11 protein-coding genes and 1 pseudogene are annotated in these 19,687 nt (G+C 65.9%); 1 reads left to right on the top strand and 11 read right to left on the bottom strand.

Going from position 1 to position 19,687, the window contains the following annotated elements:
• The 10 genes and pseudogenes from FPZ47_RS20140 to ppsA all read right to left on the bottom strand — a co-directional run.
• Nucleotides 1-285, bottom strand: a pseudogene (locus tag FPZ47_RS20140) (hypothetical protein); the annotation flags it as partial.
• Complete coding sequence (locus FPZ47_RS20145) at nucleotides 269-1,735, bottom strand: Ni/Fe hydrogenase subunit alpha (protein WP_144954369.1); 1,467 nt, start codon at nucleotides 1,733-1,735, stop codon at nucleotides 269-271. The pseudogene FPZ47_RS20140 and the gene FPZ47_RS20145, both read right to left, overlap by 17 nt.
• Before the next feature lie 16 nt (nucleotides 1,736-1,751).
• The gene (locus FPZ47_RS20150; protein WP_246133499.1) at nucleotides 1,752-2,396 is read right to left on the bottom strand and encodes an NADH-quinone oxidoreductase subunit B family protein; all 645 of its coding nucleotides are present in this window, start codon (nucleotides 2,394-2,396) and stop codon (nucleotides 1,752-1,754) included.
• The gene (locus FPZ47_RS20155) at nucleotides 2,393-3,106 is read right to left on the bottom strand and encodes a 2Fe-2S iron-sulfur cluster-binding protein (RefSeq protein WP_144954372.1); all 714 of its coding nucleotides are present in this window, start codon (nucleotides 3,104-3,106) and stop codon (nucleotides 2,393-2,395) included. The genes FPZ47_RS20150 and FPZ47_RS20155 overlap by 4 nt, the downstream gene beginning before the upstream one ends.
• Complete coding sequence (locus FPZ47_RS20160; RefSeq protein WP_144954375.1) at nucleotides 3,103-4,887, bottom strand: NAD(P)H-dependent oxidoreductase subunit E; 1,785 nt, start codon at nucleotides 4,885-4,887, stop codon at nucleotides 3,103-3,105. The genes FPZ47_RS20155 and FPZ47_RS20160 overlap by 4 nt, the downstream gene beginning before the upstream one ends.
• 230 nt (nucleotides 4,888-5,117) lie before the next feature.
• Nucleotides 5,118-6,128 (bottom strand): dihydroorotate dehydrogenase-like protein, encoded by a 1,011-nt coding sequence (locus FPZ47_RS20165; RefSeq protein ID WP_144954378.1) that lies wholly within the window; start codon nucleotides 6,126-6,128, stop codon nucleotides 5,118-5,120.
• Nucleotides 6,128-9,700, bottom strand: a complete 3,573-nt coding sequence (nifJ, locus tag FPZ47_RS20170; RefSeq protein ID WP_144954381.1) for a pyruvate:ferredoxin (flavodoxin) oxidoreductase — start codon at nucleotides 9,698-9,700, stop codon at nucleotides 6,128-6,130. The genes FPZ47_RS20165 and nifJ overlap by 1 nt, the downstream gene beginning before the upstream one ends.
• Nucleotides 9,697-11,376, bottom strand: a complete 1,680-nt coding sequence (locus FPZ47_RS20175) for an NAD(P)-binding protein (RefSeq protein ID WP_144954383.1) — start codon at nucleotides 11,374-11,376, stop codon at nucleotides 9,697-9,699. The genes nifJ and FPZ47_RS20175 overlap by 4 nt, the downstream gene beginning before the upstream one ends.
• A gap of 125 nt (nucleotides 11,377-11,501) precedes the next feature.
• Nucleotides 11,502-15,194 carry a trehalose-phosphatase gene (gene otsB, locus FPZ47_RS20180; RefSeq protein WP_144954386.1) on the bottom strand — a complete coding sequence of 1,231 codons (3,693 nt, stop codon included), beginning with the start codon at nucleotides 15,192-15,194 and terminating at the stop codon, nucleotides 11,502-11,504.
• Between the two features lie 102 nt (nucleotides 15,195-15,296).
• Entirely contained in the window at nucleotides 15,297-17,693 is a 2,397-nt protein-coding gene (ppsA, locus tag FPZ47_RS20185) for a phosphoenolpyruvate synthase (protein ID WP_144954389.1), read from the bottom strand.
• Nucleotides 17,694-18,205: 512 nt separating this feature from the next.
• On the opposite strand from ppsA, the gene gap reads away from it, so the two are divergent.
• On the top strand, nucleotides 18,206-19,222 hold the full coding sequence (gap, locus tag FPZ47_RS20190) for a type I glyceraldehyde-3-phosphate dehydrogenase (protein ID WP_144954392.1): 1,017 nt from the start codon (nucleotides 18,206-18,208) through the stop codon (nucleotides 19,220-19,222).
• Between the two features lie 27 nt (nucleotides 19,223-19,249).
• Here the strand turns inward: gap and FPZ47_RS20195 are convergent.
• Nucleotides 19,250-19,687: sensor histidine kinase (locus FPZ47_RS20195; RefSeq protein ID WP_246133500.1), on the bottom strand; the 438-nt coding region annotated here is incomplete at its 5' end.

Below are 19,687 nucleotides of genomic sequence, written 5' to 3' on the forward strand. Positions count from 1 at the left end.
TTTTCCCTTGCACGAAGGGCATTTCCGTGTCACGACACAGCCATCACCCACATCAGGCTGAAAAATCAGGGTCAGATCGGCGTCTTCGAGGCCCAGCTGATAGGTACGGCGCAGGCGTGCGCGAGGATGAGGACACATTTGCTCGAGCCGGTCGATGAAGGCCCAGCCCAATCCGTCGTCCTGACGTCCGGCGTTGCCGATGCCGTAGATCAGCGACGTGGGGTTGTCGAAGAACGCGAGCGTGACCCCGAGAGCGACACGGTGCGGCTCAGCGCACGCGCTCATCGAGCACCCTCCCGTGGGCGTCCACGACGGTGACGGTCAACGGCATCTGCCCCAGGGCGTGGGTGGCGCAACTCAGGCAGGGATCGTAGGCGCGGATCCCCACCTCGATGGCGTTCATCATGCCCTCGGTGATCTGCGCCCGGCCGCCCAGATAGTCCTCGGCGACACTGCGTACCGTCCGGTTGAGCACCTGGTTGTTCTGGGTGGTGGCCACGATCAGGTTGGCGAAGGTGACATTGCCTTCGCGATCGGCGCGGTAGTGATGCAGCAGGGTCCCCCGGGGGGCTTCCACCACACCGACCCCCTCCCCGGTCCAGGCGTCGGCACCGGGTGACACCACGAGGGCATCCTTTTGCAGGTCGGGGTCGCTGAGCAGCCCCCTCACAACCTCTGCGGCGTGGATGATCTCGATGGTGCGCGCCCAATTGGTGTGCAGCGTCATGTTGTTGGCGCGCCCACCGGTGTAGGCGTGGAACTTCTCCAGCGCTTCGGCGGCGATCGGGGTCGACAGAGTCCGTGTGACATTGAGTCGGGCCAGCGGGCCCACCCGCACCGACCCCGCGTCGCGGCCGAGGTCGGTGAGGAACGGGAACTTCATGTAGGTCCACTTCTCGACACCCTCGGAGAAGTGGTCGAGATAGTCGCGGTAGTCGAACTCGCGTACCAGCTTCTTCTGCTCGTCGACGACCCGCAGCCGCCCGTCGTAGTAATCGACGTTGCCGTCGTCGTCCACCAGGCACATGTTCAGCGCCGACACAGTGGCGAAGCCGTCGACCTCGTCGCGGTGCTCCTCGTGGAAGTCGTAGAACATCTGCAGACCCAGCTGGGCGTCGTCGATGACCTCGTCGATGGAGGGCAATCCGTGTTCGCCGCGCAGGAACCGGTCCACGTCGGCCGCGGTGAGGCACTTGTTCACGCCGCCGGGCACCGAGCAGAGGCCGTGCATGCGCTTTCCGAAGACGGCCTCGATGATCTCCTGGCCCCACTTGCGCAGCCGGACAACACGTTTGACGAGACCGGGGTTGGCCTCGATCAGCCCGATGAAGTTGCGCTGCTCGGGCGCGGCGTCGATCCCGAACAACATTTCCGGCACCACCAGGTAGAAATAGGCGGTGACGTGCGATTGCAGCATCTGCGCGTAGTGACCCAGCCGGCGCATCTTGACTGCGGTCGGAGTCAGACATGTGCCCGACGCCGGTCCGACCCCGATCATGTCGTCGAGGGCCTTGGCCCCGCCAAGGTGGTGGCTGACAAAGCAGATCCCGCAGATCCGCTGCATGAGAACCGGTGCTTCCCAGTACGGGTGGCCCCGGATGAAGCGCTCATAGCCGCGGAACTCCACCACGTGCAGCTTGGCGTCGATGACGTTGCGGTCGTCGTCGAGTTCGATGACGACCTTGCCGTGTCCCTCGATTCGGGTGACCGGGTCGATCACCAGTGTTGTCGCCATTGTGGTCATTCCCCGATCAGTCGAAACGGTTGAGAGACTTGGGCAGATTCACGGGACGTCCCTCCACGAGGTCCTCCAGCACGTCGAGGATCGCGTCCGCCCCCGGCGGGCAGCCCGGGACGAAGTAGTCCATCTGCACGACCTCGTGGCACGGGTAGACGTTGTTGGTCAGGATGGGGATCCGACGGTCGTAGGGCACCACCGGACTGGAGGAGGGCGGCGCCGTCGGGGAATTCGCGTAGGCCTCCGCCAGGCAATCCGTGAGCCCCACCAGGTTACGCAGCGCCGGGACGCCACCCCAGATCGCGCAGGCGCCGACCGAGATCAGCACGTCGCAGTTGTCCCGGAAGTGCCGCAGCGTCTCGATATTGTCCTCGTTGGCGACCCCGCCCTCGATGAATCCGATCGCGCACCGCTCCGGAATGCGTTTGATGTCGGTGAACGACGACCGCAGGATCGTGATTTTGTCCAGCAGGGCGATCATCCGCTCGTCGATGTCGAGCAGCGACAAGCTACATCCCCAACAGCCGCAGAGGCTGATCATCGAGACCTTGATCTTGCCGGCACGCTCGGCGGCCACTTCCGGGTCGAGCGGTGTGGCCGGAAGTTCGTGCGAAGCAAACTCATTGGTGTTCGACGGGAAAGGGATACCTTTGGTCACTGTCGTTGCTTCCGTGATGGTTCCAGCGCGCGGTCCCGCACCGATTCGACGTCGTAGCGCCGCTCGCCGATGGGCTCGTCACAGCCCACCCCTTTTTCGAGTATCGTTCCAACGGGACAGATGTCGACGGCCTCGCGGACCTGTTCGGGGGGCATCTTGTTGGCCAGTTCGACGTCGATCTCGATGCGGGCATGCGCTCCGCGGCCGTTGATGCTGAAGATCTTCTTGCCGGTCTCGTGATCGCGGACGAACTCCACGCAACGCTGGCAGAAGATACAGCGGTCGCGCTCCAGCCAGATCTTCTCCGCCGCATGGTCGGCAACCCGTTCGGGGAACTGGTACGGGAAACGGGACACTGTCATGTCCACCTCGTAGCCGACCGCCTGCAGCGTGCACCGGCCGGACTTCTCACAGCTGGGGCAGTTGTGGTTGCCTTCGGCGAACAGCATCTCCACCAGCGCCTTACGCGCATCGGTGGTCTCCGGGTCGTTGACCTGCACCCGCATCCCGTCGCTGACCTCGACCGCGCAGGCGGCGGCGACCCCGCCGTTGACCTTGACCGAACACACCCGGCAGGTGCCCAGGACGGGATGTTCGGGCAGATAGCACAAGGTGGGGATGTAGACGCCTGCCTCGGCGGCGACATCGACGAGCGTCGCACCCTCCTCACAGGTGATGGTCGTGCCATCGATCTCGATTCGGATGCTCACCGCGACTCCTGCGGCGCGAGCGCGGCAACGGCCTGGGCGTAACCGCTCAGCTCAGCCTCTGGGTCGAAGGACGGCAGCAGGTCGCCGGTGTGCTCACGAAGCCGGGCCGCATAGATGTCCGGGAACTTCTTGAGCGTGCTCAGGATCGGATTGGGTGAGGTGGCACCCAGCCCGCATCGGCTGGTGTGCGCGACGATCCCACCCCAGGCGACCATGTCGTCGAGATCGGATCGGACCGCCCGGCCCGCGGCCACCAGGCCGACCTTCTGCCGCAGCAGCACGTTGCCCGCACGACACGGCACACAGATGCCGCACGACTCGTCGACAAAGAACTGCATGAAGTCCCCGACGATGTCGATCAGGTCGCGTTCGTGGTTGAACACCATGACGGAACCGTTGCAGGACAGGTCGTCGTAGGCAAGCCTGCGGTCGGCGTCGGCGGCCACCGAGAGCATCTCCCCGGACGGGCCGCTGATCTGCACGGCCCGGGGGTCGTCAGCGCCGATCATGTCGAGCACCTCCCGCAACGTGACCCCCCACTGCACCTCGTAGATCCCGGGGGCGGCGCAGTCGCCGGAGACACTGAGCAGCCGGGTGCCGGTGGACCTCGGTACTCCCATGGCCGCGAACCACCCGGCACCCTCCTGCATGATCCGGGTGGCCGCGGCGAATGTCTCGACGTTGTTGACCACCGTCGGCTTGCCCAGGAAACCGTGCTCGACCGGGAAGGGCGGCTTGAGCCGCGGCGTTCCCCGCTTACCCTCACAGGACTCGATGAGCGCGGTTTCGTCGCCGCAGATGTAGGCCCCGGCGCCCAACTGAATGCGGATGTCGAACCCGTCGCCGAGTACTCCGCTCTCGCGTAGCTCCGCCAGTTGCCGGGCGAGGTAGTCGCGCAGATACGTGTACTCCGCGCGAAGGTAGAGGATGCCGTGGCGGGCCCCGACGCCGTGGGCCGCGATCGCCATGCCGACGAATACCTGCTTGGGGGAGTAGGTCAGCAACGCCCGGTCCTTGAAGGTCCCCGGCTCGCCCTCGTCGGCGTTGCAGATGATGTACTTCTCGTCGCCGGCGGCCGCGCGGCAGAACTTCCACTTCTTGCCGGTGGGGAAGCCCGCGCCGCCCAGCCCCCGCAGGCCGGACTCGGAGATGGTGGCAATCACGTCCTCGGGGGTCATCGCCCGGCAGCGACGCCACAACGCGTTGTCATCGATTCCACCGCAGAAGAACACCGGTCCCGACGTATGTACGGTGGTGCGTGTCAGCGCATCGATATACGCCACGTCGTCGCGTGGCAGGCCAGCCGGATTGGCGATCTGCGCCGCAGAGTCACCCCTTCTCAGTCCCTTGATGATCTCGCCGACCGAAGCCGGTGTCAGGTCTGTGAACACGACATCGTCGATGAGCATTGCCGGTTCGTGGTCGCTGCTCCCGATGCACGCGGTTTCGAAAAGCCCGAAGTCATCCGACCCGGCGCCGCCGAATCGTGTCCCGGTCTCGAGTTCCAGGGCCTCATACACCTGGCGGTAGCCGTGCATTTTCGCGATGACGTTGTTACTGAGATAAATTCGGTGACGGCCCGACGGCGTGGTGTGGAAGAAATGGTAGAACGTCGCGGTCTCCAGGACATCGTCGACGGACAACCCGAGCCGGTCGGCTATCCCGGCCGCGGCTTCGGCGGAAATGTAGCCGTATTCGCGTTGCACCTCCCACAGGATGGCGATGAGCGCCGTGCGGTCTGGCTCGTGCCCGGCGAGAATCGTCGCGCCACCGGAGGTCATCGTTGCTGCACCACCCAGGGTGATCGAGTTCGTTTGCCCACCGCGCCCACCGTACGTGCGCTCATCTCGTCAACTTTCTCCGATGCGGGTGGGGTTGGGGCCGGAAGACGACCGAGGGCCGACGGCTATCGCTCGCACCTTTCACTCAACGCCCGCGGCGGCGCCGCGGTAAGGGCCGAAAGACCTTGAGCGGCTGTGATTAGCCCCCGCGTGTGCACCAGCCGCTCCGTTTACCAGGGGCCGTAGTCGGTGCTGTTGGCGTGTTGTAGTGCGCTGACGTAGTCGCCGCGTTCGCGTGCGGTCTCGTCGGCACCGACGGGTGTGGCGAGCAGCCCACGCAGTTCCTCGACCGTGGCATACCCCTTGCGTCGCATCCATTCGCACAGGCCGTCAAGCAGTACGGCGGCATGTTCCGGGCCGTGGCGCAGCAGTGCTGACGCGGTCATCACCACATCCGCGCCGGCCAGCAGGTACTTGATCAGCTCAATGGAGCTCTCGACGCCGGTCGTCGCGGCCAGCGACGCGCCAACCCGTCCGCGCAGTAACGCAATCCATGTCAGCGGCAACCGAATCTCCGCCGGCGTGGACAACGACACCGCACGCACCACGGTGAGGGTCTCGGGGTCGATATCGGGTTGGAGGAATCGGTTGAACAGAACAAGCCCGTCCGCACCGGCCTCGTCCAGGCGCCGCACCATCTCGCCGGTGGCGCTGAAGTACGGGCTGAGCTTCACGGCCACCGGGACGGTCACCGCGTCCTTGACCCGCGCCAGGATGTCGAGGTGACGCTGCTCGACGTCGCCGCTCCGGATGTGCGGATCGCCGGGTAGGTAGTAGATGTTCAATTCGATTGCGGCCGCACCGGCGTCCTGCATCGACCGGGCGTAGCGGGCCCAGCTGCCGGGCGTGCTGCCGTTGAGGCTGCCGATCACGGGAACGGAGACCGCGCGGGCCGCGCGTTCGAGCAGGTTCAGGTACCGGCGTGGGCCGTGGTCCTCGCCGGCTCCGGCCGGAAAGTAGGACAGCGCTTCGGCGAAGCTTTCGGTGCCCGCCTCGGCCCTTCGCGCGTCCTGCAGCGCCTCGCGGTGCAGCTGCTCTTCGAACAGCGAATAGAGCACCACCGCCCCGACGCCGGCGTCGGCGAGTCGGCGGACGCCGTCGACGGTCTTCGACAGCGGCGACGCCGACGCGACCAGTGGGTTGCGCAAGGTGAGGCCCAGGTAGCGGGTCGACAGCTCCATCAGTGCTCCCTGCGGGCGTCGGCGGTGAAGTGTTGCGGACCGTGAGACGCCATCTCCTCGTACACCTTCCAGCGCTGGGCGTTGGCGTGTTCGGCGAGGCCGAGCAGCCGGTCGTACTCGGTCGGATCGGCGTTGGCCAGTGCGCGGTACCGCAGTTCCCGGGTGCGGTAGTCGGCGAGCGGGATCCGCGGCCGGTGCGAATCGAGCAGGAACGGGTTCTCCCCGGACGTCCGCAGCACCGGGTCGTAGCGGATCAGCGGCCAGTGCCCGCTGGCCACGGCACGGTACTGCTGATCCATCCCCTGACGCATGTCGATGCCGTGCGCAATGCACTGGCTGTAGGCGATCACCAGCGAGGGCCCGTCGTACGCCTCCGCCTCGCGGAACGCCTGCAGAGTCTGCTGCGGGTCGGCGCCCATCGCGACCTTGGCGACGTAGACGTTTCCGTAGGAGATCGCCTGCAGTGCCAGATCCTTCAGAGGCACAGTCTTGCCGGCGGCGGCGAACTTGGCCACCGCGCCCAAGGGGGTCGCCTTCGACATCTGACCGCCGGTGTTGGAGTAGACCTCGGTGTCGAGCACCAGCACGTTGACGTTGCGCCCGCTGGCCAGGACGTGGTCGAGCCCGCCGGACCCGATGTCGTAGGCCCAGCCGTCACCGCCGACGATCCACACGCTGCGCCGGACCAGATGGTCCACCACACTGCGCAGGTCACCGGTCAGGGCGGGATCGAGGCCCTCGAGGCGGCGCCGGAGCTCGGCCACCCGCTGCCGCTGGGTGTGCAACTCGGACTCCCGCAGCTGCGGCGCCGCCAGGATGGCGTCGACGAGTTCGGCGCCGAGTACGTCGCGCAACTCGGTCAGGCGCCGCCGGGCCAGCTGCGCGTGCGCGTCGGTGGCCAACCGGAAGCCGAGCCCGAACTCCGCGTTGTCCTCGAACAGCGAGTTCGACCAGGCCGGACCCCGCCCGTCGGCGTCGGTGGTCCACGGGGTGGTGGGCAGGTTGCCGCCGTAGATCGACGAGCAGCCGGTCGCGTTGGCGATCATCAGCCGGTCGCCGAACAGCTGCGAGAGGAGCTTGAGGTACGGCGTCTCTCCGCAACCCGCGCAGGCGCCGGAGAACTCGAACAGCGGCTCCAGGAACTGGGTGCCGCGGACGGTGCCGAAGTCCACCCGGGACCGGTCACTGGTCGGCAGGGTCTCGAAGAAGGCGATGTTGTCGCGCTCTGCGGCCAACCGCGGCTCGCCGGGAGCGAGATTGATCGCCTTGGTCACGGTGGTGCCGGGAATGACGACCGGGCAGGCCTCGACACACAGGCCGCACCCGGTGCAGTCCTCGACGTACACCTGCAACGAGAACCGGGCGTTCGGCAGGCCGACGGCGTCCAGGGGCGCGGAGTCGAATTGCGTTGGCGCCGCGGTCAGCTGGGACTGGTCGTAAAACTTCGAGCGGATCACGCTGTGCGGGCAGACGAAGCCGCAGTTGCCGCACTGGATGCAGCTGTCGGCGTCCCAGACCGCCACCAGCTCGGAAATGTTGCGCTTCTCGTATGCGGTCGTGCCGCTGGGGTAGGTGCCATCCACCGGAAGTGCGCTGACCGGCAACGCGTCTCCGCGCCCGGCCATCATCTCCGCGGTCACGGTGCGCACGAACTCCGGTGCATTCTCGGGCACTGTCGGTACTGGCGCGCGCACCGAGGTGGCCAGGCTCGGCAGCTCGACGCGGTGCAACCCGTTCAGCGCGGCGTCGACCGCGGCCAGTTCGCGTCGCAGCACGTCGGCGCCGCGGTTTCCGTACATCTTTTCCACCGATTCCTTGATGCGGACGATGGCCTGCTCGCGGGGCAGCACCGCCGAGATCGCGAAGAAGCAGGTCTGCAGCACGATGTTGATCCGCCCGGCCAGCCCGACCTCGCGGGCGATGCGGCCGGCATCGACGATGTACAGTGTGATCCGCTTGTCCAGGAGCTGTTGCTGGACACTTCGCGGCAGCGCATCCCAGACGTTGTCCGGCTGATGCCTGCAGTTCAGCAGCAGCGTGGCCCCTGGGGCGGCTCGGCCGAGTACGTCGATCTTGTCGAGAAACCGGAACTGGTGGCAGCCAACGAAATTGGCTCCATTGACGAGGTAGGGGGCGCGGATGGGATTCGGCCCGAAACGCAAGTGCGACTCGGTCTGCGAACCCGATTTCTTCGAGTCGTAGACGAAGTATCCCTGGGCGTGCAGCCCTTCTTCGGACCCGAGGATCTTGATCGTGTTCTTGTTCGCGCTGACGGTGCCGTCCGACCCCAGCCCGAAGAAGATCGCCCGGACCGTGTCGGGGGACTCGATGTCGAACGACGGGTCGTAGTCGACGCTGGTACCGGAGACGTCGTCGTCGATACCGATGGTGAATTGGCGCCGCGGCCGCTGGCGCGCCAATTCGGCGAACACCCCGGCGACCATCGCGGGCGTGAACTCCTTCGACGACAGGCCGTAGCGACCCCCGCTCACGCGTGGCATCACGAGCCGCTCCCCGTCGGTATAGGCCTGGGCGAGCGCCGCGACCACGTCCAGATACAGCGGCTCGCCGATCGAACCGGGCTCCTTGGTGCGGTCCAGCACGCCGACCGTGCGCACCGTCGCCGGCAGCGCTTCGAGGAGCGCCTTGGTGGGGAACGGGCGGTACAGCCGCACCTGCACCACCCCGACCCGCTCGCCGCGTTCGGTGAGAGCGGCGACGGTCTGCGCGACGCTCTGGGCGCCCGAGCCCATCACCACCAGCACGCGCTCCGCCTCCGGGTGCCCGTAGTAGTCGACGATGTGCATCTTTCGGCCGGTGCGCTCGCCCAGGCGGGCCATCAGGTCCCCGACCACGTCGGGAACCCGCGCGTAGAACGGGTTCACCGTTTCCCGCGCCTGGAAGAAGACGTCCGGGTTCTGCGCGGTGCCGCGAATGAACGGGCGCTCGGGGGACAGCGCCCGCCCGCGATGTGCCCACACCAACTCCTCGGGCACCAGCGCCCGCAGGTCGTCGTCGGACAGCGTCTCAATCGTGTTGATCTCGTGCGAGGTTCGGAATCCGTCGAAGAAGTGCACGAACGGCACCCGGGTCGTCAGCGTGGCGGCCTGCGCAACGAGCGCGAGGTCGTGTGCCTCCTGCACGGAGGCCGATGCCAGGAGTGCGAACCCCGTTTGCCGCACGGCCATCACGTCCGAGTGGTCACCGAAGATCGACAATGCCTGCGCTGCCACCGACCGGGCCGCCACGTTGATGACCGCCGACGTCAGTTCGCCGGCGATCTTGTACATGTTCGGGATCATCAGCAGCAGACCCTGCGACGAGGTGAAGGTCGTGGTCAACGCGCCGCTCTGCAGGGCGCCGTGCAATGCGCCCGCCGCTCCACCCTCGCTTTGCATCTCGACCACCGTCGGGACGGTGCCCCATACATTGGGCCGCCCCGCGCTGGACCACACGTCGGCCAATTCGGCCATCGGCGAGGATGGGGTGATCGGGTAAATGCAGCACACCTCGTTGAGCCGGTAGGCGACCGAAACTGCGGCCTCGTTGCCATCCACCGTCACACGTGTCATTGCGGCTCCGGAAACATGTCGATCGCGTGTACCGGGCACTGATCGAAACAGACGGCACAGCCCGTGCACCTGTCGTAGTCGAACGTGTATCGGTGCCCGACCCCGAGTTTGATCACCGCGTCCTCCGGGCACGCGCCGAGGCAGCCGTCGCACTCGAAGCAGTTCCCGCACGACAGGCACCGTCCCGCCTCGTAGGTCGCCTCCTGCGCGGACAAACCGCCGACGACCTCCTCGAAACTCTCGACGCGTTGTGCGGGCTCCAGTTCGGGCTGCTGACGTTGCGCGGCGTCACCGAAAAACCATAGGTGCAGCGCATCGAACGTCGCCGTCGGGTGTTTGGCCGGGCGTGCGTCCGGCGCGCCGCGCAACCAGGCGTCGATGTGGCGGGCCGCCTTCTTCCCGTGCCCGACACCGACGGTGACGGTGCGCTCCCCGGGCACCATGTCACCGCCGGCGAAGATGCCCGGACAGCCCGTCATCAGTGATTCCGAGACACGCACACTGCCGTCGCCATCGAACTCGACTCCCGGCAGCGTCCGCATGAACGCCGATTCCGTTTCCTGCCCGAGCGCCATGATCAGGGTGTCGGCGGTCAGCGTCTCAAAACGTCCGGTCGGTCGTGGGTAACCGGAATCGTCGAGCTCCATGACCTCGACCCGCAATTCGGGGCCGTCGAAGGCGCTGATCGTCCGCAGCCAGTTGATCCGCACGCCCTCGCGTTCGGCATCCTGCGCTTCCTCCTGGTGGGCGGGCATCTGCTCACGGGTGCGGCGGTAGACGATGACCGCGTCCTCGGCGCCCAGGCGGCGGGCCACCCGGGCGGCGTCCATCGCGGTGTTGCCGCCGCCATAAACGGCGACGTGGCGCCCGATCGCCGGCCTTTCGCCGGAGGCGACGTTGCGCAGAAAAGACACCGCGTCCACCATCGTGGCTGCGTCGCCGGCCGGTATGTCGACACGTTTGGCCAGCTGCGCACCGACCGCGACGAACACCGCGTCAAAGCCGCCCTCGTCCCGTTCGGCGGCCAGGTCCTCGACCCGATGATCGCAGGTCAGCCGCACGCCCAGCGCGGCAATGCGGTTCAGCTCGACATCCAGCACGTCGCGGGGGAGCCGGTAGTTCGGAATGCCGTAGCGCATCATCCCGCCGGGCATCGCGCCCGCGTCGCGGATCTCGACCTCGTGCCCCCGGACTGCCAGATGGTAGGCCGCTGACAGTCCGCTCGGCCCCGCGCCGACAACCAGGACGCGCTTGCCGGTGCGGGTAGCCGGTGGTTCGAACTTCCAGCCACGCTTCCAGGCAAGGTCGCCGAGGAACCGCTCCACCGAATGGATCGATACTGAGCTGTCGAGATGGGCACGGTTGCAGACGGTTTCACACGGGTGGTAACACACCCGTCCGTGTATTGCGGCGAACGGATTGTCCGCGACGAGCTGACGCCAGGCCTGCTCGTGCCGGCCGGCCGTGGCATGGGCAAGCCAGGCCTGGATGTTCTCCCCGGCGGGGCAACCGGCATTGCAGGGCGGCAGCAAATCGACATAGACGGGCCGGCGCTCGCGCACCGGCCCGGCCCGGGACTGCACATGCGACAGGTTCGCAAGCGGGGCGAGGTCATGCGCCGGGGGTCCGGCCGTGCTTCGACCGGCATCCCTGCTGGCCTGCTCATCACCAGCCATTTGCCCAGCATAGGGTTCGCCGGCGAATTCGGGTTGGCCGCGATCACCGCGCTGGATGGAAAGATCGTCTGGGTCGCCTGCCTCGAAAGCTGCGCGGGCGGGCTGTCGGCACTCGACGGCAACGGTCAGCCGGGAAATCGGACGATGGTACCGGGCATCAGTTGAACGACTCGACCACGGCATTCTACTTCGATTCCGGGGGCGTCGCGTGGGTCCACACTGATGATCACGCCCCTTCCGCTGACCCGTAGGTGCAGGTGCAGACCGCGGTAGTGGATCGGAAATGCCAGCACGCCAAGTGGTTCCGGCCAGTTCGGGGAGAGGATGATGCGGTCGGACCGGGTCTCCAGCCCCGTGAAGCATCGCTGCATGAGGTCGACGCTGCCGGCCATGGCCGCCAGGTGAATGCCTTCGGACGTGGTGCCACCCTGGATGTCGGAGACGTCGGAGTTGAGCGTCTGTTGGAAGAATTCCATTGCGCGATCGCGGTTGGCCCGGGCGAGCACCCAGGTATGCACCACACCGCTGAGTGTCGATCCGTGCGACGTGCGGGCCACGTAGTAGTCAACCATTTTTGTGACCTGGTCGGATGTGAAGCGGTAGCCGAGCCGCTGGAGCAGCTCACCCAATTCCCTTGCTGACATCAGGTAGAGCAGCATGAGGGCGTCGGCCTGTTTGGAGGCCTTGTACCGGTTCACGTCGTCGTTCTCCGCTTCGAGGATGCGGTCGAGGCGTTGGATGTTGCCGTACTGCCGGCGGTAGCGGTCCCAGTCCAGTTCCTCCAACTCGCCGTATCCCTCGAACTGGCTGATGACACCGTCGTGGAAGGGGACGTACATCCGCCGGCTCACCTCATCCCAGTGCGCCAGTTCGGCACTGTGCAGTCCGAGCGTTTCCCCCAAGTCGAGTCGGTTCGGCAGCGGTAACAGGTTCAGTGCGTCGAAGGCCCGCATGATCACCCAGACCGCCATCACGTTGGTGTACGCATTGTTGTCGATGCCGTCGTAAGGTGCATCCGGGTAGCCCGAGTGGAATTCATCGGGCCCGATGACGCCCCGGATGCTGTAGCGATCGCGTTCTTGGTCGTAGGTGGCCCTACTCACCCAGAAGCGTGCGATCTCGGCCAGCATCTCCGCGCCATAGTCGATCAGGTAGGCGAGATCCCCGGTGACCTGATAGAACTTCCACGCGTTGTAGGCGACGGCGATGCCGATGTGGTGCGCACGAGCGCTCGGGTCGGGGTTCCACCGGCCGCTGCGCGGATTGAGGTGCAGCCGTTGACTTTCCTCGCGTCCATCGCTGCCGGATTGCCACGGGAACATCGCACCGGAGTAGCCCGCCGCCCGGGCGGCCTCGCGTGCCTCCGGCAAGCGCCGGTAACGGTATCCAAGCAGCGACCGGGTGATCATCGGCAACCGCAAGTTGAGTACCGGGAAGATGAACAGCTCGTCCCAGAAGATGTGTCCGCGATATGCCTCACCGTGAAGTCCGCGAGCCGGCACCCCGACATCGAGGTCGGAACTGTTGGGTGAAACCGTCTGCAGCAGATGTAGGAGATGCAGTCGCAGGATACGCAATTCGTCTGTGAAGTCGTCGAATTCGATGGACAGACGTTCCCACAGATGTACCCAGGCGTTCAGGTGCCCGTCGCGCAACTCGTCGAACCGGCCGAGTCGGCTCAGCCAGCGCTCGGCGTTGACAGCGGGTTCGGACGTCGCGACATCGCGCCCGGTGAACAGGGTCACGGTCTTCTCCAGTGTCAACGCGTCACCGGCTGACACTTCGACGGCGATCTCGTGACCGATTTCGGCTGCCTCGTCGACAAGGCGGTAGGTGGCCGGGACCGGAGTCCCGTCACGCCACACGATGCTTCGTGCCGCCATGGCAATGGGAATGCGCGATTGGGTGGTCTGAACTGTCAGCAGCACAGAGTGGTCGGAGATCTCCCGCTTTTCCACCGACCCAAGATGATCGTTGGCCAAGTCCCGGTAGCGCTCGACCAGCGAGTTGGCGACGTTGCCGTCGAGCGTCGAGCGAATCCGGATTGTCCCCGACCAATCCTCGGCGCGGATCGTCGTCTGAAGGGCACCGACGTGGGGCAGGTGCATCGCGACGAATCGTTGCTGTGTCAGCGAACTGGTGCGTCCGGCATCGTCACAGAAACGCACCTCCCTCGTCAGTACCGCGCCGCGAAGGTCGAGAGTCTGCCGATAGGACAGCACCCTGACCGCGTCGATGTCGAACCAGCTGCCGCCGTCGATCCGGAACGTCAGTGCAAGCCAGTTGGGCAGGTTGACCAAACTCTCGTTGTCGACTGCGGTACCCGATACGTCGTCGACGAGACGGTTGTAAACCCCGGCGGCATACGTGCCGGGATAATGCACCTGGTCGGCCTTCGATTCGGGCGCCGCGCCCCGGGTGGCGAAGTAGCCATTTCCCACCGTGCACAACGATTCACGAAGCTTCTCGCTGTGCGGATCGTACCCCTGGAAAGTGAAATCCCAAGCCTTGGAGTCAATCTGGTGCTTGTAGGCAAGCCAACGCGACCCTCGTTGGAGGAACTCCCGCACCTGATCGGGACCCTGCAGGGTGAAGTTGGCGGCCGTCTTGCGGTCGCCGTCCTCGTCGTGCCGCACCACAATCCCGACACCGTCGAACTGGACGGTGTCGAATGCGTCTTCGTCGGTGAGGTCGTCGCCGATGTAGATCGCCATCAAGGATCCCGTAGCCTCGACGCGATCACGAATCCAGGCCAGGGCGGTCCCTTTGTCCCAGTCGATGTCGGGCCGCAGCTCGACGAGCATGCGCCCGCTCGTCACCCGTAGGCCAGCTCGCTGTCCCAGCCGATGTGTCGCAGCGATGATCTCACCGACGTTCTCCGGCGCAACCTCCCGATAGTGAACAGCAACGGCGAAGCGTTTGTGCTCCACTCGTACCCCCGGAATCTGCGCCAGGCTGTCGCACAACTCCGTGGCTGCGCGCCCGAGGGCAGGCACAAAGGCCGCGGCCGCTTCATTCTGGTGATAGGTGCCGTCCGGTCCCGCCAGCTCAAACCCGTGGCTGCCGGCGTACCAGAGCCCGGGTCTGCCGACCCGGGTGCGGATATCGGCAAGGTCGCGACCGCTCAGGACCGCAACGGGACACACCGCCGCCACGAGTTCCAGTGCCTCGGCAGCCCCATCGACGAGCGTGGCCGCGCTCGGATCGGAAACGATGGGGGACAACGTTCCGTCGTAGTCGAGAAACAACATCGACTCCCGGGCGTTGGTGATGCCGATCAACTGACCGTAGGACTCCAGCGCATTCGGGATTTCCGAGATGCGCTTGTCGCCCGTGCGAACGGCGACGTCGGACAGGTCGGTGACCACGATGTCGGCATCGAACGGCGATAGTTCGTCGGCGCGTCCGCTCCTGTCGACAGCGATCGCAAGTGCGAATCCGCCGTCGCGACCCGCGACCACACCGGCGTCGGCGTCTTCGACGACGACGCAGCGTTGCGGACGCATACCCAGTCGGCGGGTGGCCTCCAGCAGGACCGCGGGGTCGCCGTCGTCCGCGAGCCCGCGTTCGCCCGCGATACAGATATCGAACAGATCGTCAACCCCAGCGGTTTCCAAGATCTCTTGACAGTGACTGCTCGATGAGCAGGCCGCCGTTGCGACGCCGGCGCCCCGCAACTGTCGCGCCAGCGCCACCGTCGGTTCCAGCATCGGTGGACGCGCCGCCGCGTCACTGCAGGCCGTGTCGGTGAGCACACCGTCGAGGTCGAAGATCACCGCGTCGTGGTAGCGCGGATCTATGGTAACCGGCAGTTTCATGGCAGGGACTTTCATGGCAGGGACTTTCATGGCAAGGACTTTCATGGCAAGGACACTGCTCAAACCGTTGTGAAGGCCCGGGGCGATGAAATGTGTTGCTGTTCATTGAGACGGCGCGAACTCGTGCTCCACCTGCAGGACCTGACGGGTGGTCTTGATCACCGTGTCGGGGTTCAGGCTCATCGACTCGATGCCGAGCCGAACCAGGAACTCGGCCATGTCCGGGTAGTCCGAAGGCGCCTGTCCGCACAGTCCCGAGTGGATTCCATTGCGGCGGCAGCCCTCAACGGCCAGGCGAATCATCTCCTTGACGCCCTCGTCGCGCTCGTCGTAGTCGAAGGCCACGATCTCGCTGTCACGATCGACGCCGAGGGTGAGCTGAGTCAGGTCGTTGGAGCCGATCGAGAAGCCGTCGAAACGCTTGGCGAACTCGTCGATCAGGATCACGTTGTTCGGGATCTCGCACATCGCGTACACCTTGAGCCCGTTCTCACCCCTGCGCAGCCCGAGGTCGGCCATCGTCTGCAGGACGAGGTCTGCTTCGGCGATTCGGCGCACGAACGGGAGCATGAGAATGACGTTGGTCAGGCCCATCTGCTCGCGCACGCGTCGCATCGCGCGGCACTCGAGCGCGAAGCCCTCGGCGTAGGCGGGATGCGCGTAGCGCGAAGCGCCGCGAAAGCCGAGCATGGGGTTGTTCTCGGCTGGTTCGAAGGCTGCTCCGCCGATCAGGCTGGCGTACTCGTTGGTCTTGAAGTCCGACATCCGCACCACCACCGGCTTGGGCCAGAAGGCGGCCGCGATGGTGCCGATTCCTTCCGAAAGTCGTTCCACGAAGAACGCGCCGCCGTCGGGGTAGCACTGCGTGAGATGCTCGATGGTGCGGCGAGCCTGGGGATCGTCGACCTTTTCGGGGTGCAGCAGAGCCAGCGGGTGGACCTTGATGTACTCGCTGATGATGAATTCCATCCGGGCCAGTCCCACCCCGTCGTTGGGCAGAAACGACGCCTTGAAGGCAATATCGGGGTTTCCGAGGTTGATCATGACCTGGGTCCGCGGCCGCTTCATATCCCCGACCTCGGTGCGCTCCACGTGGAAGGCCACCGCGCCGCGGTACACCCGCCCCGAGTCACCCTCGGCGCACGACACGGTCACGACTTCGCCATCGGGCACGCAGGTGCTCGCGTCGCCGGTGCCGACCACCGCGGGGATGCCGAGTTCGCGGGCGACGATCGCCGCGTGGCAGGTACGTCCGCCGCGGTTGGTGATGATCGCGGCGGCGATCTTCATCACCGGCTCCCAGTCGGGCGTGGTGGTGTCGGCCACCAACACTTGGCCGGGCTTGAACTCGGACAGGTGGGTGGGGTTCTCGATGCGTTTCACGGCGCCTGAGGCGATTTTTTCGCCGACCGAGCGGCCCTCGGCCAGTATCTCGCCGCGGCCCTCGAGCACATAGGTTTCCAGCGCCGTCGCGCTGTGCTGGGAGGCCACCGTCTCCGGGCGGGCCTGGACGATGTAGAGCTTTCCGTCGAGACCGTCCTTGGCCCACTCCATGTCCATCGGCCGGCCGTAGTGCGCCTCGATCGTGCACGCGTAGCCCGCCAGCTCCAGGACGTCCTCGTCGGTGAGGCAGAACCGAGCGCGGTCGGCCTTGGGTGTGGGGATGTTGCGGGTCGTGTACTTCGTCTGCCCCTCAACGAAGATCATCTTCACCGCCTTGTCGCCGATCAGGCGACGCAACACGGCGCGATGCCCGGCCAGAAAGGTCGGCTTGTGGACATAGAACTCGTCGGGATCGACCGCACCCTGAACCACGTTCTCGCCAAGGCCGTAGGCGCCCGTCACGAATACGGCGTCGCGAAACCCCGACTCGGTGTCGATGGAGAACATCACACCCGACGAAGAGATATCGGAGCGCACCATCTTCATCACGCCGATCGACAGCGAGACCTTGAAGTGGTCGAAGCCCTGGTCGACTCGGTAATGAATGGCACGATCAGTGAACAGGCTGGCGAAACAACGCCGACACGTGTCGAGCAGACTCTCTTCGCCCTTGATGTTGAGATAGGAATCCTGCTGGCCGGCGAAGCTCGCCGTCGGCAGGTCCTCGGCAGTCGCCGAGCTCCGCACGGCGAGACTGACATCCTCGCCGTACTCCCGCTGAAGCTTGCGGTAGGCATCCAGAATCTCGGCAGCCAGATCGTCGGGGAGCCCTGCGCCGTAGACGATCTCACGGGCAAGCTTGCCCTTACGCGCCAGCGCGGCGACGTCGGTCGGGTCGAGCTCGTCAAGCTCGGCATGCAGACGGTCCCACGCGCCGGCCTTGTCCAACATGTAGCGATAGGCCTGCGCGGTGATGGCGAACCCGTGCGGGACGCGCACGCCCTGCCCGGACAGTTTCTGAAACATCTCGCCCAGCGACGCGTTCTTTCCGCCGACCAGCGGCACGTCCTCGATGCCGAACTCCTCAAAAAATCGGACGTAGGTGGCTGTGCTCATGATCTGTCCTCTCATAGCCCGTAAAACAGGGGGCAGCACCGAACTCGCCCGGTATCGTTGCCAGACACCCCGGCCTCGACGCGATTCCCGCGCCGCCAACTCATCCGGGCCCCTGTGGGCAAGCCGGCTTGACGACACACCAATTCACGTCTGGGTCGGTAGAGCGCTCCAGTGGGCGCGTGGTACTGGCGCACACAGCCCCACGAATGCCAACCTCCCACAGTGGTCCGCACGGGGCCAGGGCCGAAGGTAATCGAATGGCTAAACGGCCGACGGGAGAGGGCCATCAGCAGTGGCCGACGCGCGCTCAGCAGCCCACCGCGGCGGCGGAAGCGCCCACCCCATGGACCGGACCAGCGTGGCGTACGAGGCTCCGGATCATGAATTGCGAAGAGGGGCGGCCAGGAATGCGAGGACCTTGTCCTCTGCTGCTCGGCCTCAAGCGTGGTCAGACTCGAAGTGGCGTGCAATCGATGCGCTAGCCAGACCGCAAGACCGCTGAGGAGATCACGATGGCTATTCGAGTGGGCGTGAACGGTTTTGGGCGGGTCGGCCGAAACTTCTTCCGTGCGGTCGACGCACAACACGCGGCAGGCACCACCGACATCGAGATCGTGGCGGTCAACGACCTCACCGACAACAAGACTCTGGCGCACCTGCTCAAATACGACTCCGTCCTGGGACGCTTAGCGCGCGACGTGTCGGTCGACGGCGAGGACATTGTGGTCGGGGACCAAGTGATCAAAGCGTGGTCCATCGCCGGCGGGCCGGCAGCGCTGCCGTGGGGAGATCTCGGCGTGGATGTCGTCATCGAGTCGACCGGTCGATACACCGCCGCGGAGCAGGCCCGTGGTCACCTGCACGGCGGAGCGAAGAAAGTGGTGGTGTCCGCGACGTCGAAGGGCGCGGACCTCACCGTCGTGATGGGGGTCAACCATCGCGACTACGACGGCACCCAGACCGTCGTCTCCAACGCCTCGTGCACGACGAACTGCCTGGCGCCGATGGCGATGGTGCTCGACGAGGTGTTCGGAATCGAGCGCGGGCTCATGACCACCATCCACGCCTACACCCCGGACCAGAATTTGCAGGACGGTCCGCACCGCGACCTTCGCCGGGCCCGCGCCGCGGCGGTCAACGTGGTACCCACATCCACCGGGGCCGCCCGCGCGATCAGCGTGGTGCTGCCCCAACTCGAGGGACGGCTCGACGGGTACGCGCTGCGGGTGCCGGTGCCCACCGGTTCAGCCACCGATCTCACCGTCATCGTCCGCGAGCCGGCGACGGTCGAGGCCGTCAACACCGCCTTCGCGGCCGCCGCCGACGGCGAGCTGAAGGGCTACCTCACCTACACCGAGGACCCGATCGTCTCCTCCGACATCGTGACCGACCCGTCGTCGTGCATCTTCGACGCCGGACTCACTAAAGTGACCGGTGGTCTGGTGAAGATCGTCGGCTGGTATGACAACGAGTGGGGTTATTCCCACCGCCTGGCCGATCTGACGGGCTTGGTCGCATCGTCCCTGTGAGCTGCTGGTTGTCGTGGTGGGGGGTGTTCAGGGCAGCGGTGCTGACCAGCGTAGCGAGGTGCCTCCGCCGGGAGCATCCGCGATGGTGAGCGTGCCGCCTGCCTGTTGCGTGTGGTGATGCAGGCTGCTCAGGCCGTCGCCGGGGATGTTTTGGCCGTTGTCGATGACCTCGATGCAGATGTTGTCTTCGACCTTTACCGTGACCGCGACTCTGGTCGCTCCGGCATGTCGGACGGCGTTGCTGACCGCTTCGCGCACAACGGTTTCGGTGTGATCGGCGAGTGCAGCGCCGACAATGGACAAGGGGCCCACGAATTGAACCGTGGTCTCCAGGTCGGATCCGCAGGACTGCATGAGGACGTCGTCGAGCCGCTCGCGCAGTCGGGTGGTGTCCGGCAGTGGACCGTGCATGGCGCCGTGGGCGTCAAAAATAGCGACGCGGATTTCCTGGATGACGTCGTCGAG

This window comes from Mycobacterium helveticum, from assembly GCF_007714205.1.
Lineage (GTDB): Bacteria > Actinomycetota > Actinomycetes > Mycobacteriales > Mycobacteriaceae > Mycobacterium > Mycobacterium helveticum.

Coding starts and splice junctions, on each gene's coding strand:
- nifJ (WP_144954381.1), bottom strand. CDS start 9,700: ATGACACGTGTGACGGTGGATGGCAACGAGGCCGCAGTTTCGGTCGCC.
- ppsA (WP_144954389.1), bottom strand. CDS start 17,693: ATGAGCACAGCCACCTACGTCCGATTTTTTGAGGAGTTCGGCATCGAG.
- FPZ47_RS20145 (WP_144954369.1), bottom strand. CDS start 1,735: ATGGCGACAACACTGGTGATCGACCCGGTCACCCGAATCGAGGGACAC.
- FPZ47_RS20160 (WP_144954375.1), bottom strand. CDS start 4,887: ATGACCTCCGGTGGCGCGACGATTCTCGCCGGGCACGAGCCAGACCGC.
- otsB (WP_144954386.1), bottom strand. CDS start 15,194: ATGAAACTGCCGGTTACCATAGATCCGCGCTACCACGACGCGGTGATC.
- gap (WP_144954392.1), top strand. CDS start 18,206: ATGGCTATTCGAGTGGGCGTGAACGGTTTTGGGCGGGTCGGCCGAAAC.
- FPZ47_RS20175 (WP_144954383.1), bottom strand. CDS start 11,376: ATGGCTGGTGATGAGCAGGCCAGCAGGGATGCCGGTCGAAGCACGGCC.
- FPZ47_RS20165 (WP_144954378.1), bottom strand. CDS start 6,128: ATGGAGCTGTCGACCCGCTACCTGGGCCTCACCTTGCGCAACCCACTG.